The sequence below is a fragment of the Thioclava arctica genome, from assembly GCF_040892615.1.
In the GTDB taxonomy this organism is placed as follows: Bacteria; Pseudomonadota; Alphaproteobacteria; order Rhodobacterales; family Rhodobacteraceae; genus Thioclava; species Thioclava arctica.
This window is the reverse complement of the sequence record NZ_JBFRYC010000017.1, coordinates 14,602-29,309: the sequence shown is the minus strand read 5'-3', so window position 1 is coordinate 29,309 and position 14,708 is coordinate 14,602. Positions and strand designations below refer to the sequence as shown.

The 14,708-nt window shown below is 59.9% G+C and carries 18 protein-coding genes, 3 tRNA genes and 1 other RNA gene; 8 read left to right on the top strand and 14 right to left on the bottom strand.

Features of this window, described 5'->3' with window-relative positions; genetic code table 11:
* Nucleotides 1-55: 55 nt before the first annotated feature.
* Both AB4874_RS18145 and AB4874_RS18140 read right to left on the bottom strand, forming a co-directional pair.
* The gene (locus AB4874_RS18145) at nt 56-538 is read right to left on the bottom strand and encodes a TrgA family protein (protein WP_295536276.1); all 483 of its coding nucleotides are present in this window, start codon (nt 536-538) and stop codon (nt 56-58) included.
* A 133-nt stretch (nt 539-671) separates the two neighbouring features.
* Nucleotides 672-2,090, bottom strand: a complete 1,419-nt coding sequence (locus AB4874_RS18140; protein ID WP_368393038.1) for a cryptochrome/photolyase family protein — start codon at nt 2,088-2,090, stop codon at nt 672-674.
* 195 nt (nt 2,091-2,285) lie between these two features.
* Here AB4874_RS18140 and AB4874_RS18135 point away from each other — a divergent pair, with 195 nt between their 5' ends.
* The 5 genes from AB4874_RS18135 (at nt 2,286) to fumC (ending at nt 6,444) form a co-directional block, all read left to right on the top strand.
* On the top strand, nt 2,286-3,467 hold the full coding sequence (locus AB4874_RS18135; RefSeq protein WP_368393037.1) for an Aq_097 family APC-type transporter: 1,182 nt from the start codon (nt 2,286-2,288) through the stop codon (nt 3,465-3,467).
* A gap of 16 nt (nt 3,468-3,483) precedes the next feature.
* Nucleotides 3,484-3,839: a transfer-messenger RNA gene (ssrA, locus tag AB4874_RS18130) on the top strand.
* A gap of 108 nt (nt 3,840-3,947) precedes the next feature.
* Nucleotides 3,948-4,373 carry an ester cyclase gene (locus tag AB4874_RS18125; protein ID WP_295536267.1) on the top strand — a complete coding sequence of 142 codons (426 nt, stop codon included), beginning with the start codon at nt 3,948-3,950 and terminating at the stop codon, nt 4,371-4,373.
* A 132-nt stretch (nt 4,374-4,505) separates the two neighbouring features.
* Nucleotides 4,506-4,961, top strand: coding sequence for an SspB family protein (locus AB4874_RS18120; RefSeq protein ID WP_295536264.1), 456 nt, complete (start codon nt 4,506-4,508; stop codon nt 4,959-4,961).
* 88 nt (nt 4,962-5,049) lie between these two features.
* Nucleotides 5,050-6,444, top strand: coding sequence for a class II fumarate hydratase (gene fumC, locus AB4874_RS18115; RefSeq protein ID WP_368393036.1), 1,395 nt, complete (start codon nt 5,050-5,052; stop codon nt 6,442-6,444).
* A 104-nt stretch (nt 6,445-6,548) separates the two neighbouring features.
* On the opposite strand, the gene AB4874_RS18110 is transcribed toward fumC, so the two are convergent.
* Together AB4874_RS18110 and AB4874_RS18105 are read right to left on the bottom strand one after the other, a co-directional pair.
* Nucleotides 6,549-7,058, bottom strand: coding sequence for an isoprenylcysteine carboxyl methyltransferase family protein (locus AB4874_RS18110; RefSeq protein ID WP_368393035.1), 510 nt, complete (start codon nt 7,056-7,058; stop codon nt 6,549-6,551).
* Nucleotides 7,055-8,119, bottom strand: coding sequence for a type III polyketide synthase (locus tag AB4874_RS18105; RefSeq protein ID WP_368393034.1), 1,065 nt, complete (start codon nt 8,117-8,119; stop codon nt 7,055-7,057). The genes AB4874_RS18110 and AB4874_RS18105 overlap by 4 nt, the downstream gene beginning before the upstream one ends.
* 196 nt (nt 8,120-8,315) lie before the next feature.
* Between AB4874_RS18105 and AB4874_RS18100 the strand changes: the two genes are divergently transcribed.
* Together AB4874_RS18100 and AB4874_RS18095 are read left to right on the top strand one after the other, a co-directional pair.
* Nucleotides 8,316-8,498 (top strand): DUF4169 family protein, encoded by a 183-nt coding sequence (locus AB4874_RS18100; protein ID WP_295536257.1) that lies wholly within the window; start codon nt 8,316-8,318, stop codon nt 8,496-8,498.
* On the top strand, nt 8,495-8,719 hold the full coding sequence (locus AB4874_RS18095) for a ribbon-helix-helix domain-containing protein (protein ID WP_368393033.1): 225 nt from the start codon (nt 8,495-8,497) through the stop codon (nt 8,717-8,719). The genes AB4874_RS18100 and AB4874_RS18095 overlap by 4 nt, the downstream gene beginning before the upstream one ends.
* Here AB4874_RS18095 and olsA read toward each other — a convergent pair.
* The 3 genes from olsA to AB4874_RS18080 all read right to left on the bottom strand — a co-directional run bounded on the left by olsA (nt 8,695) and on the right by AB4874_RS18080 (nt 10,615).
* Nucleotides 8,695-9,522, bottom strand: coding sequence for a lyso-ornithine lipid O-acyltransferase (gene olsA / locus AB4874_RS18090; protein ID WP_368393032.1), 828 nt, complete (start codon nt 9,520-9,522; stop codon nt 8,695-8,697). The two genes, AB4874_RS18095 and olsA, sit on opposite strands and share 25 nt — an antisense overlap.
* On the bottom strand, nt 9,519-10,295 hold the full coding sequence (olsB, locus tag AB4874_RS18085) for an L-ornithine N(alpha)-acyltransferase (protein ID WP_368393031.1): 777 nt from the start codon (nt 10,293-10,295) through the stop codon (nt 9,519-9,521). The genes olsA and olsB overlap by 4 nt, the downstream gene beginning before the upstream one ends.
* A 140-nt stretch (nt 10,296-10,435) precedes the next feature.
* A complete protein-coding gene (locus AB4874_RS18080) occupies nt 10,436-10,615 on the bottom strand; it encodes a DUF3553 domain-containing protein (protein WP_295536245.1) in 180 nt (59 codons plus the stop codon).
* Nucleotides 10,616-10,640: 25 nt separating this feature from the next.
* Between AB4874_RS18080 and AB4874_RS18075 the strand changes: the two genes are divergently transcribed.
* Nucleotides 10,641-11,264, top strand: coding sequence for a histidine phosphotransferase family protein (locus tag AB4874_RS18075; protein WP_295536242.1), 624 nt, complete (start codon nt 10,641-10,643; stop codon nt 11,262-11,264).
* 7 nt (nt 11,265-11,271) lie between these two features.
* Here the strand turns inward: AB4874_RS18075 and AB4874_RS18070 are convergent, their stop codons facing one another.
* From AB4874_RS18070 to AB4874_RS18040, 7 genes are all read right to left on the bottom strand, one after another.
* The gene (locus AB4874_RS18070; RefSeq protein WP_368393030.1) at nt 11,272-12,537 is read right to left on the bottom strand and encodes a glutamate-5-semialdehyde dehydrogenase; all 1,266 of its coding nucleotides are present in this window, start codon (nt 12,535-12,537) and stop codon (nt 11,272-11,274) included.
* The gene (locus AB4874_RS18065; RefSeq protein ID WP_368393029.1) at nt 12,534-12,794 is read right to left on the bottom strand and encodes an RND transporter; all 261 of its coding nucleotides are present in this window, start codon (nt 12,792-12,794) and stop codon (nt 12,534-12,536) included. The genes AB4874_RS18070 and AB4874_RS18065 overlap by 4 nt, the downstream gene beginning before the upstream one ends.
* A gap of 75 nt (nt 12,795-12,869) precedes the next feature.
* Nucleotides 12,870-13,100, bottom strand: coding sequence for an RND transporter (locus tag AB4874_RS18060; RefSeq protein ID WP_295536234.1), 231 nt, complete (start codon nt 13,098-13,100; stop codon nt 12,870-12,872).
* A 26-nt stretch (nt 13,101-13,126) separates the two neighbouring features.
* A tRNA-Asp gene (locus AB4874_RS18055) sits at nt 13,127-13,203 on the bottom strand.
* A 26-nt stretch (nt 13,204-13,229) separates the two neighbouring features.
* Nucleotides 13,230-13,306, bottom strand: a tRNA-Asp gene (locus AB4874_RS18050).
* Between the two features lie 211 nt (nt 13,307-13,517).
* On the bottom strand, nt 13,518-14,459 hold the full coding sequence (locus AB4874_RS18045) for a pirin family protein (protein ID WP_368393028.1): 942 nt from the start codon (nt 14,457-14,459) through the stop codon (nt 13,518-13,520).
* A 110-nt stretch (nt 14,460-14,569) separates the two neighbouring features.
* A tRNA-Val gene (locus AB4874_RS18040) sits at nt 14,570-14,645 on the bottom strand.
* Between the last annotated feature and the right edge of the window lie 63 nt (nt 14,646-14,708).

The window sequence follows — 14,708 nt, the reverse complement described above, 5'->3', positions numbered from 1 at the left end:
CCAAAAAAGAGGTTTCGCAAGGCAACCTGCGCCCTCGGGCTGTGATGTCAAGTCCTCAGCGGCCGTACTTGCGAAAGGCCCATTCCGAAGCAAGCCCCGCGAAAGCCGCACCCACTACCAAAACCATCAGAACATTAAGCCCGGACGTGGCTTGCGCGATCGCAGCGCCCTGACCAATAATATCGACCATCGCCTCGACCACGTCATCATATCGCATCCGCATCGCCAGCTTCAGCATCTGTGCCGCGCCAAGGAAAGCGTAGCTCCACAACATCATGTAAAGTGCACCGCGCAGCCCATCGCCAAGCGCGACCATCCAAGGCCGTCCCGGATGCAGACCGACAACACGCCAGCCCATCAAAAGCCCGAAAGAGGCTGCGACAAGGGGCAAAACCCCCGCCCCTTCAACGCCCGGAGGCAAGTAGGGAATAATCTCATTTGTGGTAAAAAAACCTGTCCCAGCAAGCGAAAGCGCGGCAAAAAGCTTTGCCATCGTCGGGATCTGCATCTGTGAATTTCGAACGATCAAGCGTTGCATAATCAACTCCTTACCCGACACAAACTGATCCAGGTTCTCCAAGAACTTCAATATCTAGCAAAGAATTGCGGCAAAATTGCGAAAGCTTAGGTAACGGAATACGGCGCTTGGCGGTATTCATCGCAAAGCGCCTTTAGTCGGTGTCGCGATGTTTGTGATAGGCGGCCAGCGCGCGCTCGCGCCCGGCCTTGAGACCAATCATCGGCGCAGGATAGGGTTGCTCGGGCGCGAGCCCCCAACTGCGCGGGATAGCGGCAAAGAAATCGCGCGCGGATTGTGATGGGCTGGATTGCCCCTCAAAGATGAACTTTGCACGATAGGAATTTGATTTATCAAACTTTCCTAGCTGCGTCTCGGGGTTGAATACACGAAAATACGGTGCGGCATCGGGGCCGGATCCGGCCACCCATTGCCAGCCCATCGCATTGCTGGCCGGGTCCCAGTCTATCAGGCACTCTTCGAACCAGCGCCGCCCGACGCGCCAATCCGTCATCAGGTGTTTGCTCAGATACGACGCTACGATCATGCGCGCACGATTGTGCATTGTTCCCGTAACATACATCTCGCGCATCGCGGCATCGACAAACGGCTCGCCGGTCATGCCCCGCCGCCAAGATTCGGCATCCGCGTTATCGGGACGCCACGAAAAGCCGTTCCACTCCTTGCGCCAGTTCGCCTCGGCAAGATCGGGGAAATGATAGAGCAGATGCCACGCAAATTCGCGCCAAACCAACTCCTTGAGGAAATGCTCCGCCCCAGCCGCGCCTTCTTGCAGATGACGCCAGCCCGCATGCCAGATCGCGCGCGGGGAAATTTCACCATAGGTGAGGTTTTCCGACAGGCCCGAGGTCGCGCCAGAGGCGGGAAAATCGCGTTGCTCTTTATAATGCCCGACGTGATCGCGCAGGAAGGAAGCAAGCCGATCCTGCGCTCGCGCCTCGCCGATATGGGCGTATTTGGCGACGACCTGCGCACCGCGATTCATCGCAGATCCCAGACGCCAATCAGACAGGTTTTCGCTATTGGGCCAATGGGTTGGAGCGCGAAGTTCAGACACGGCTCTAAGCGGATCGCCAATATCGCGCCCCTTCACCGCGCGCCAATAGGGCGAATACACCTTATAGGGGTCACCCTTGCCTGTCTGCACGCTCCACGGTTCAAACAGCAGATGTCCCGGGTGGCTAATCGCGTCAATCCCGTCGCTTTTCAGCCCCGCTTTCACGCCCGCATCGCGCGTGATCGAGGCCGGATCATAGGCGCGCGACCAATGGACCGCGCGCGCGCCACTCTCACGCACCAGATCGCGCAGCACGACAAGCGGGTCGCCCTTGCGCAAGATCAAGCGCGACCCTTTCTCCGCGAGCGCTTTGGCAAAATGGCCCACGGCCTCACCAAGCCGCCATTTTGGCGCCGCCCCCAGCGTGTCGATTTGATCATCGTAAATGAAGACCGGAATCACCTCCGCCCCGTTCGCGCAAGCCGCAACCATCGCGGGATGATCGTAAAAGCGGAAATCCCGCCGCAACCAAAGCAGTGTCACATCCGCGCTCATCAATCCCTCACATTTATTGCCGCTCATTCGATACGCAGAGCAGCGCAAAAGGTTCATTTTGCGCCACTTTTGGCCCCGATACGCGCGGCACAGCTTGCGCTCGACCGTTATATCGGGAACCAAACGCGCGGTGCATCCTTTCGTTTATCTGCGGCGTGCCTGTCGCCCCATCGTCGCCGCAAGGCCAGAGGTCCTATGATTCTCAATATTTCGATCCTGCTGCTCGCTTTGGTTATTCTGGGCGGAATGTTTGTGCCGGCTTTGCGTGCGCGGCCACGTTGGCGGGCGATGGTGACACCGTTGGCCTCGATCATCGGGTCGGGGTTCTTGGTTCTGGGTCCGATCCTTGAGGTGCGCTTTGGGGCATGGGCCCCCTTGGCGATGGCTGTGCTGTGCCTTGTGGGCTGGCTGTTTGGCGCGGCGGTGCGCAACAATATCGCCGCCGAGGAGCGCCCTGATACGGCCTTGATCTCGCGCATCGAGCAGATCGCCCAGTTTGCGCTGTCCTTCGCCTATGTGATTTCGGTCGCCTATTATCTCAATCTGTTTGGCGCTTTTGCCGTGTCGCTGACGCCGTGGCACAGCCATTTCACGGCAAATGTCGTAACGACAGTCGCATTGGGCGTGGTCGCGGTGGCGGGCTTTGGCGGCGGATTTCACGCGCTAGAGCGGATGGAATACGCCACGGTTGCGCTGAAGCTGGCGATCATCGGGGGGCTGTTGCTGGGTTTGGCTGTGTATTTTGGCAAGACGGCGGCGCAGGGCGATCTGATTTTTGATCCCGGTCAGTTGGGGCCGTGGGATTCGCTGCGTTTGATCTTTGGCCTGATCGTCACGGTGCAAGGATTTGAAACAGCGCGCTATTTGGGCAAAAGCTATGATGCCCCGACGCGCATTGACGCGATGCGTTGGGCGCAGATGCTCTCGACCGCGATCTACATGGTTTATATCGTTTTACTTGCCTATCTGTTCGTCCCTGACGCCAATACTCTGACCGAAACCTCGATCATCGAGATGATGCGCGTGGTCGCCCCGATCTTGCCTGCGATGTTGGTGGCAGCGGCCCTGGCGGCGCAGTTTTCCGCCGCTGTCGCCGATACCGGGGGCGCGGGCGGGTTGCTGGCCGAGTTCACGCGCGGTCGGCTGGACCCAAAACACGCCTATCCCGTGCTGATCGGTGCCGGGATCGCGCTGACTTGGAGCGCGGATATCTTTGCCATCATCTCTTACGCCTCTCGCGCCTTTGCGGGCTATTACACCTTACAGGCGGTGCTGGCAGCGCTGCAAAGCAAGGGGTTGAAAAGCAAAGCCTTCTGGGCGCTTGCACTGCTTGGCCTGGCAATGACGGTGTTGGGAATTCCAGCCGAGGGCAGCTAAGTTTGTCACGCGCGCGCCCCTTGATCACGCGCCCTGCCCGGCCTATATGTGACGTGTTCCCTTTCGGGGGGGCTATGGACATAAACGCGCTCGTAATAAGCGGATCGGACCCGGGGGCGGTACCCGGCGGCTCCACCAAACCACCCTCATTGGGGGAGAATGGGGCCGAAATAGGATCGACGAACGTCTAAAGGGGTTATGCTTTGTCTCGGTGAGCTACCACCGTTATCGGTGCGATTTGTACAGTTGCCAATGACAACCGTGCTCCGGTCGCTCTTGCTGCGTAAGCAGTTCGAGAGATCGAAACCTAACTCCTTGCGCCTAGCAGCGTAAGGCGGGGCCCGCAGGAGCCTTGCAACAGAATCCTGCACCTTCCCCCCCTTTTTTTCCCATCCAGCGCCCGGCCCAGATAGCGTTAACCCTCTTGAAAAGGTTTTCTGCCCATCTTGACGGGGAACATGACCTTTTGGGGAACGGCCAATGACACGCTTGGATGACATACATCTGTGGTTGAACGCAGTTTGGGGCGAAGGACGCCTTGATCTGATCAAGCCGTTATTCGTCGAGCGGGCGGAAGCGATGGGAATCATGGATGGGCTCAATCTTGGCCCCGATGAGTTTCTTGAATTTGTGCCCGCCTTTCGCACCCATCTGCGCGATATGAAAATATCGATCCTGCGCAGCTTTGAGGCCGGGGATTGGGTCTGGACCCTGCTCAAGGTCGAAGGGGTTGCGACGGCTTTGGGCACGCCCGTTGCCGCCACTGGCCAGCTTGCGATGCGCTTTGAAGGTGACAAAGTGGCCGAGGCCTATAACAGCTTTGACGCCATTTCGATTTTTGAACAGCTCGGCATGTTGCCCCCCGAAACCGTTGCCTTGTGCTTGTCCGGCGAAAAATTTGGCTGAAGTGGCCAGCTGAGACGCGCGTGCGCAGGCCTGCCTGCACATTGCGTTTCTCTCACCTCGATGTCACTGCACACCCCCTTCCCTCTGGCAACGAATCCCCTATGCTGGGGACAGTTCAAGAAGGGACCGGGCATGACGCGTTCGATCGATTACGGTAATCTGATGCATGATGCGATGCGCGGGCTGATTCAGACCGTGCTTGAGGATATTGCAGCGAACGGCTTGCCAGGCGAGCATCATTTCTTCATCACCTTCGACACCCGCCACCCGGATGCCGAACTGGCCGACTGGCTGCGCGAACGCTATCCCGAAGAGATGACGGTGGTGATCCAGCATTGGTATGACGGGCTTAAGGTTACCGATGACGGCTTCTCGATCACGCTCAATTTCGGTAATGCGCCCGAACCGCTTTATGTGCCTTTCGATGCGATCTCGACCTTTGTGGACCCGTCGGTCGAATTCGGCCTGCGCTTTGAAACGCAAGCCCATGACGAGGACGATCTGGACGACGAGGAGGATGACGCAGACGCAGCACCCGCCCCGCGCGGCGATGCCGAAGTGGTCCGCCTGGATCAATTCCGCAAATAGGCCGGTATACACCCGCATACCAATTGCAAATTTTCCGCACCCGGCCTAGAACCCGCATGTGATTTTTGCGCAGTTCATGGAGGCCCAGATGACCGCGACCCGCACCGAAACCGACAGCTTCGGCCCGCTTGAAGTCCCCGCTGACAAATATTGGGGCGCACAAACGCAGCGCTCGATCATCAACTTCCCGATCGGATGGGAGCGCCAGCCGGTCCCGATCATCCGCGCGCTGGGCGTGATCAAAAAGGCCTGCGCACAGGCCAATAAGGCACAAGGCGCGATGGATGCGAAAATCGCAGATGCGATCATCGCCGCCGCCTCTGAGGTGATTGAGGGCAAGTTTGATGACAACTTCCCGCTGGTCGTGTGGCAAACCGGTTCGGGCACGCAGTCGAACATGAACGCCAACGAGGTGATCTCGAACCGCGCAATCGAAATGCTGGGCGGCGAGATGGGCAGCAAAAAGCCCGTCCACCCCAATGATCACTGCAATATGGGGCAATCAAGCAACGACACCTTCCCCACCGCCATGCATGTCGCCATTGCGATGCAGGCCCGTGATGTGTTGCTGCCGGGTCTGCGCAAGCTGCACGCCGCCCTCGAGGCGAAATCCGAGGCCTTCAAAGACATCATCAAGATCGGGCGCACCCACACCCAAGACGCCACGCCGCTCACGCTGGGGCAGGAGTTTTCCGGCTATGCCCATCAAGTCAAAAAGGGCATCGAGAGGGTCGAATCCTGCCTAGGCGACATCTATGAACTCGCCCAAGGCGGCACGGCCGTGGGCACCGGGCTGAACACCACCAAAGGTTGGGCGAAAACGGTCGCGGCGAATATGGCCGAGATCACCGATCTGCCCTTCGTCACCGCTCCCAACAAGTTCGAGGCTTTGGCCGCGCATGATGCGATGGTGATGTTCTCGGGCGCGCTGAAAACGGTCGCGGCCTCGCTGTTCAAAATCGCCAATGACATCCGCTATCTCGGCTCGGGCCCACGTTGCGGTCTGGGCGAGCTGATCTTGCCTGAAAACGAGCCGGGCAGCTCGATCATGCCGGGCAAGGTCAATCCGACCCAAGCCGAGGCGCTGACGATGGTGTGCGCCCATGTTATGGGCAATGACGCGGCAGTCGGCTTTGCCGGCTCGCAAGGCGCGTTCGAACTCAACGTCTATAATCCGATGATGAGCTATAACGTGTTGCAATCCATGCAGCTTTTGGGCGACTCGGCGAGTGCGTTCACCGACAACATGGTCGAGGGCATGCAGGCCAACGAACCCCGTATCGAAAAACTGCTGCATGAATCGCTGATGCTGGTCACCGCGCTCGCCCCGACCATTGGCTATGACAACGCCACCAAGGTCGCGAAAACCGCGCATAAGAACGGCACCACGCTCAAGCATGAAGCGATCGCTTTGGGCTTTGTCGATGAAGCGACCTTTGACGCCGTCGTGCGCCCCGAACAGATGATCGGCCCGAAAGACTGATCGCGAAACGCGCAAGGGCGGTCCGACGCGACCGACCTTGCGCAACTCTGCCCCCTTCGCATTTGCCCAAATATCCGGGGGAGACTGACACAGCCCCGGGTTTGTCAGTTGGGGGCAGCGCCCCCCAATGGGCGCAGGGCTGCGTTTTCGGCGCGAATACGAATGCTCAGCACGAGCGCGTTGAGCACGCTGAAAATCAGCGCCACCTGCCAAAGCCCCAAAACCATCGGCGCGACAAAAATCTCTGCAATCACCAGCAGATAGTTGGGATGGCGCACCCAGCGATAGGGGCCCGCCACAACCAGCGGGGTCTGTGTGACGATGATGCGCGTCGTCCAGCGCGCCCCAAGCGTTGCCAAAATCCAGACGCGCAAAACCTGAAGCAGCGCGAACAGTCCCAGCCAAACCGGGTGAATCGCTGCCCCATACCCAAAGACGATCAGCGATACGATCCACGCCGTATGCAGCGCCACGATCAGCGGGTAGTGACCGGGCGCGACCTCTTGCGCGCCCGCAGTCATCAAACGCGCCGTGTTGCGCCGTGCAATCACCAGTTCTGACAGACGCTGCACAACCAGAAACGCCAAAAAAAGACCCGCACCAAACGACATCATGCTGCTTCTGCCTCGACATGGATGGGCTGAAAGGCGGCGGAAAATCCTGGCCCCAGCGCCGTCGCCATCATCTGCCCGCACGCCCCGTCCTCCAGCACCTGCTTGAGAACAAACAGCACCGTGGGTGCGGACATATTGCCAGCAACCCGCAGCACCTCGCGCTCGGCCTGCAAGCTGTCGGGGGCTAGCGCCAACGCGCTCTCGATCGCGCTGACAACCTTTGCCCCGCCCGGATGGCAGACAAATCGCGCAATTTGCGCCTGCGTCAGGCCCGAGCGCCCCAGCGCATCCGTCACCGCTGCTGCAAGATTTTTATGCACGAAATCAGGGATCGAGCGGTCAAACACAACGCCAAGCCCGGTGTCATCGACATCCCAACCCATGATGCCCAGCGTATCAGGCCAAGTCATCTGCGTGCCCGGCGCCAGCGTGACACAGCGCCCCGCAGCCGGGCGCTGCCCCGAAAGGCAGACCGCCGCCGCCCCGTCGCCAAATAGAACCGTGGCGATGATGTCGGCCTTTTGCAGCCGGTCCGAACGGAAGGACAGGGTGCAGGCCTCAACCACCACAAGCAGGATCTTCTGCTCGGGCTGAGCGGCGCAAAGTGATTGCGCCAAGGACAAGCCGCCCACGCCGCCAGCACATCCGAGCCCAAAGACCGGAACACGCCGCACGTCATCGCGAAATCCCATCCGAGCCTTCGCGCGCGCTTCAAGCGTGGGTGTGGCGATGCCGGTGGAGGAGACGGTGACGATGCAATCGACCTCGTGTGCTTGCCAACCCGCCTGCGTAAGGGCTGCGCACGCGGCCTCTTCAAACAGTTGCGTTGCGCCCTCAAGAAAGATGCTGTTGCGCTCATGCCAGCCGTGCTCGGCTTCGAACCACTCAATGGGCACAACGGAATGGCGCTTTTCGACGCCGGAATTGACGAAGCTCGACAACAAGCGTTCGAATTGCGGATATTTTGGCCCGAGGATGCGCTGGGCGCGGCGCTGAACAAGATCTTGGGGCAATTCATGCGGAGGAAGAGCGGTCGCGACACTGTGCAAGAAGACGGTCAATTTGCTGGCTCCATTTAGGGTGCAGGGATGCGCAGAATGGCGCAAGACTTTGATTTCCCATTGCCCAAGGAACACTTAGGACGTGCTCAGGTTCCCGCCCGTGTCGGATTAAATGGGGCGCGAGACCACGCGTGCATGTGCCAAGCAGCAAGATCGCTCCTTTTCCAGACCGTCAAGCTGTGGCAAGCTCTTGCACATGAGCAATATCACCAATCTCAACCAGTTCAGAAAACAGCAATTGCGCGCAAAGAAACGCGCGCAAGGCACTGAGAACGCGGTGAAACATGGCCGAAGCAAGGGGCAGAAAACGCTCGAAGAGCGCGAAATGGGCAAGGCTGCGCGGGATTTGGACGGGCATGCGCGCGAGGGCGATGAATGAGCCGCCCCAGAAAGCGCTCTCTTACCTTGGGCGGGCATCGCACCTCGGTGACCCTAGAGGATGAATTCTGGCAGGCATTTCGCGAAATTGCAGAAACAAAATCGAAAAGTATCAATGAATTAGCGGCTAAAATTGATGTTGATCGCGGGGTCGATACAGGCCTTGCCACGGCGATCCGATTGTTCGTCCTTGCCCATTACCGCTCGGTTTCATCCGCATAGGGCAAGCCTGCACGCACCGCTTCCTCTGAGCGCAGGGCCAGAGCTTTGCGCGAGGTAAACTGCGCCGCATCAAGCGGGTCGTGAAACACAATTTCAACCGAACCTTGGCGGCGCTGCGCTAGCACTTTCAGCAGATGCGGCCCAAAGCCCATCTCTCCCCACCAGCCATAAAAACGTACGTCTTCGCCCGGTGGCGGATGATAGATCAAGGTGACGGGTTGGATCTGCAGAATTCGCTCCAGTCCGTGGCTGAAGAACGCCGCAAAAAGCGTTGGTTTAAAAGACAAAACCCGGCGCGTGTCGGTCGAGGTTCCTTCGGGAAAAAACAGCAAATGGTGCCCGGCGCGCAGACGATCTTCAAAGAGCTGTTGATGAAGCTTTGCCTCGCGCGGGTCACGCCGGATGAAGACTGTCCCCGTCGCGCGCGCCAACCAACCGATCATCGGCCAGCGCGCGACCTCGGCCTTGGAGACGAAATACAGGGTTTGGCAGGCGTTGAGCGCGAAAATATCAAGCCACGAGCCATGATTGGCCACCACCGCGCCGATATGCTCCATCGGGCGCCCGCGCACGCGATAGCCGAGGCCCAGAACCGGAAAGGTCAAACGGCACACCACCTGCGTGATATAGGGCGTCCAAGGGCGATTCAGCCCGTGCAAGGGACGCTCAATCAAGCGCAGCACGAGCATAAGCACCAGCCCGCCATACAGCAGCGCCACCAAAACCGCCCCGCGCAGCAGCGCGCGCAGCCAACCTGCCGCCGTAAGGCGCTTTGGCGATGGTTCCTGCGCCATCCAAGTCATGCGCGGCTCTCGAAACGTCGGGTATAAAACGCGCGATGTTTGTCGCTCATCGCCTTGGTATCCATCAATAAAAGCACATCGGTCGTGTTGAACGGCGCGTCGATATAGGCCCCCTCTCCGACAAAGCCGCCAAGACGCAGATAGGCCTTAATCAGATTGGGCATTGCCGCCATCGCGGCGCGGCGATCCAAAGCGTCCAAAGGCACCAAATCCATCGGCTGAAACGCCTCTGGCAGCGCGCGCGGGCGCAGAGCCTCGGAGGCGAGATGGTGGTGATGCAGCCATGACAAAGGCTGGGCAAGTGCGCCCGCATCCGTCCCGTGAAACGAGGCCACGCCGAACAGAATCTCCACCTCATGGGCCAAGACGTAATCGGCCAAAGCGTTCCACAGCAGCAGCATCGCCGCCCCGCCGCGATACGCGGGATGCACGCAAGAACGCCCCAACTCCAATAGCTTACGCCCTGATTGCCTCAGCGGCCCCAGATCATACTCGCCATCGCAGTAAAACCGTCCCGCCGCGCAGGCCTGATCTGAGCGCAGCAAGCGATACGCCCCCACGACATGCGTGCCCTCAGGGCGATTGCGATCAATCAACAGCAGATGATCATAAAGCGCATCCAGCGCGTCCTGTTCGATGCGCGCGCCATGATCGACCGTTGCACCGCCCCCGCCCAGTTCTTCAACGAAGACACTGTAGCGCAGCCTCTGCGAGGCAAGCAGATCGGCCTCGCTTTGCGCGAGCCGAATTTCGAATGACGCCGTGTCGTTCACGCGCAGATTCGTCCTTTGATCATGTGCTTCGGTTTAAAAACCTTGGCCGCTCTTGGCAATATCGCCTTGTGCAAAGCGCGGGATCACCACAACCTATGATTGCATTCATGTTGACCAGACGCTTTGTTGTTAACCTTTTGTCAACTCTGATCGCGCACAACAAGTTCAAGGGACACGTTGCGCCCATCAATTACCTTCTTGCCCGCATGTTCGAAATTGACCGTCACCATCTGCGCGATTCGCGATTGCACCTGACCGATCCCCCAATCGGGCATTTTCGGATTTCGCACCAGCATCCCGGGTTCAAGAATTTCATACATGTCGCCCTCTCTTTCGGAGATATAGATGCCTTTTGAGACCGCCGAAACAAGCCTGAATGAGATGGATTTATCCGCACTTTTGGGCTCGCGCCTCTGCCATGATTTGATCAGCCCTTTGGGCGCAATTGGCAATGGGGTGGAATTGTTGGCGATGTCGGGCCAGCAGCGCGGCCCCGAGCTTGATCTGATTGCGCAAAGTGTCACTGCGGCGAATGCGCGGATCAAGTTTTTCCGCGTCGCCTTTGGACAAGCCAGCAGCGAACAGCGACTGGGGCGGTCTGAGATTGCCAAATTGCTGGGCGATCTGTCGGGTTTGGGGCGGATCAGCCATCACTGGCAAATCGCGGGCGATCAAGCCCGTGTCGACGTAAAACTGGCGTTTCTCGCGGTGCTATGTCTGGAAACCTTGCTCCCCTTTGGCGGAGAGATCGTCGCCCAAGATACCCCGGAGGGCTGGGAGATCACCGCGCATTCCCCCAAAAGTCGTGCAGATCTAGCACTTTGGGCCGCGCTGGATGAGGCGGGCGATGCCGCGGGGTCGATCACCCCGGCTCAGGTGCAATTCGCCCTCTTGCCGCGTGAAATGGCCCGCCTCGGCAGGCGGGCCAAATGGGAAATTTACGAAGATGGTGGCCTGATCCGCCTATAAGCAAAGCTTAGGGGCGCACTGCCCCCTTGCCCGTGACCTGATATTTGAACGAGGTCAGCTGCTCGGCCCCGACGGGTCCGCGCGCGTGCAGCTTGCCCGTGGCAATGCCAATCTCGGCCCCCATCCCGAACTCGCCGCCATCGGCAAATTGGGTCGAGGCATTGCGCATCAGAATGGCGCTATCGAGACGCTGGAAAAACAGCGCTGCGGTGGCGTCATCCTCGGTCAGGATCGATTCGGTGTGCTGGCTGCCATAGCGGCGAATATGCGCAATCGCGCCCTCAACCCCATCGACCAGTTTCACCGCGCAGATCATATCGAGGAATTCGTGCCCGAAATCATCAGGTGTGGCCGCAACCGTGCCCTTGATCTCGGCCAGCGCGCCCTCTGCACGCACCTCGACCCCGGCGGCGATCAGATCGTCGATCAGCACGCCACCATGGGCGTCGTAAAACGCCTGATCGATCAGCAAGCACTCCATCGCGCCGCAAATCCCGGTGCGCCTTGTCTTGGCGTTCAGCACAATCGCGCGCGCCATTTCCAGATCGGCCGCGCCATCGGCATAAACATGGCAAATGCCTTCGAGATGAGCGAACACGGGCACGCGGGCCTCGGCCTGCACCAACCCGACAAGCCCTTTGCCACCGCGCGGCACGATCACGTCAATGAATTCGGTGGCGCGCAGCATCTGCGTCACGGCGGCACGGTCGCGCGTGGGTACCAGCTGAATCGCGGCCTCGGGCAGACCAGCAGCGCGCAGCCCATCCAGCAGACAGGCATGGATCACACGGCTCGAATGATAGCTTTCCGAGCCGCCACGCAAAATCACCGCATTGCCCGATTTCAGGCACAGCGCGCCCGCATCCGCCGTTACGTTGGGGCGCGATTCATAGATCACCCCGATCACGCCAAGGGGCGTGCGCACGCGCTCGATATGCAGCCCCGAAGGCATGTCCCATTGCGCCATCACATCGCCCACCGGATCGCGCTGCTCGGCCACCGCGTGCAATCCCTGCATGATCGCGCGAATGCGTGCCTCATCAAGCATCAACCGGTCCATCATCGCCGGGCTGAGCCCCTTATTGGCGCCGTAGGCCATATCTTCGCCATTGGCGGTCAGTATCTCGGCGCGGCGCGCCCAGATCGCATCGCCCGCCGCGATCAAAGCGGTGCGCTTGCTGTCGGCACTGGCATAGGCCAGTTCGGCGGCGGCAGCGCGCGCCGCCTGCCCCATCGTATCGATCAGCGCTTTGGCATCCAGATCGTCTTTCATTTCGTATCCTCCGCAGCCCGCCCGGCCTTACCCGTTTTCACCCATTGTACCAGTTTGACGGCCAAAATGATCCACGGCAGCCCGTGCAGGCACAGATCGAACCAATCCACCGGGCGCACTAGCGTGCCTGAGGCCAGCATCTTGAGCTTTTCCCAGATATGCGGCTCTGGCGTAAACGGGGCGAGGCCCAGAAACCCAGCCAAAATCACCGCCTGCAACAGCGTGATATGGTCGAAAATGCGTTTGATCAGGGTCATTGGGTGCCTCCGCGCGTTCCGCCCTGCGATATAAAGACTGGCGCGCGAAAGCTCAACGTATCTTTGGGTGCAGGCTTAGGCTGGAAAGGCCAGAAACAGCAGCTTGCCGATCAGCAGAATAAAGGGCGCAGCATGCAGAGCGAGATCAAAAATGTCGATCGGCTTGCGCAACGTTCCCGCGCGCGCCATCTTGAGCTTTTCCCAGATATGGGGTTCGGGCACGAACGGCGCGAGACCCAAAGTCAGCGAGGCAATTACCGCCAGCCCCAACGGAACCTCGTCGAAAAATGCGCGGATCTGATCCATGGAAGCCAACTTTTTCGAGGGAAAAGTGGCGCGGTTGACGGGGCTCGAACCCGCGACCCCCGGCGTGACAGGCCGGTACTCTAACCAACTGAGCTACAACCGCGCATAGCGCTCGGGCGATCCGGATGATGGCGCGGTTGACGGGGCTCGAACCCGCGACCCCCGGCGTGACAGGCCGGTACTCTAACCAACTGAGCTACAACCGCTCACACCATCTGCCCGGATCGCCGCCCGAGCGTTGGGGCGTATTACGCGCCCCCCCGCCCCCCGTCAAGCGGGCGGTTGCGAAAAAGTTGCGACTATTTTCCAAAGGGGTGACTCTTGATGAGGCGGGGGCCTCCGGCGGGAGTATTTCGCGCTAGATGAAAGGCACAGCCACGCCTCACATAAGGGGGGCGTGGCGGGATGGGGCTGCACTTAGTGATCGGGGGCGGGTATGAAGTCGGCGTTGTCTTCGGGCGGCAGGCGAAAGCGGCCATGCGCCCAATCGCCCGCGCGCCATGCCTCTTTGGCGGCGTCGATCTTGTCGCGCGAGGAGGCTACGAAATTCCACCATATATAGCGCGGGCCCGCCATTGTCGCGCCCCCCAGCACGATCAGTCGCGCGCCCTCATCGCCCGCGCGCAGCGATATCTGATCGCCGGGGCGAAACACCAACATCTGCCCCGCCGCGTAGGTCTCGCCCGCAACATGCACCGCGCCTTTCAGCACGTAAACGCCGCGATCTTCGTGATTATCCGGCAAAGGTAGCTGCGCGCCGGCTTCGAGTTGCGCATCGGCATAAAACATCTCGGAAGGCAGCGCCATCGGCGCACGTGCGCCCCAGGCATCGCCCAACACGAGGCACACGGTCTTGCCCTCACCCTCAAGCGTGGGCAGCGCCGCTGCGGCGACATGCTCAAAACCTGCTGCGCCGTCTTCTTGCGCCTCGGGCAGCGCCACCCAAGTCTGAATGCCCGATAGCAGCTGCCCACTATCGCGAACCACGCCGTCGGTGCGTTCGGAATGGGTGATGCCATAACCCGCGCTCATCCAGTTCACGGCCCCCGGCGTGATCCATTGATCCGTGCCAAGGCTATCGCGGTGATGCAGGCGTCCTTGCAGCAAGTAGGTGACGGTCGCCAAGCCGATATGGGGGTGGGGGCGAATGTCGATTCCCCGCTGACCCGAGAGAAACTCAACCGGGCCGATCTGGTCGAAAAAGATAAACGGGCCAATCATTTGCCGCGCGGCAGAGGGCAGCGCCCGACGCACTTCAAAGCCCCCCAGATCGCGCGCACGCGGCGCAATGACGGTTTCAATCGCATCCACGGCATCGCCGATGGGAATTTCGGGATCAAGGGCGGGGTTCCAGCTCATGTCAGTCTCCTCTCGTTGAGACAAACTTAAGCGCAGTTGAAAATCTTGATAGACCCAAACGCGCGCAGACCCTCTGCGCAGGCTCACAATTGGGCAATTTGAACGGGGGATGGTGGGCGGTGAGGGACTCGAACCCCCGACATCTTCGGTGTAAACGAAGCGCTCTACCAACTGAGCTAACCGCCCCCTGCCCGCTCTTTAATCGGGTCGCGCGCAGCAATCAAGGGCGGTTTTCACTGTCCTGCGTTC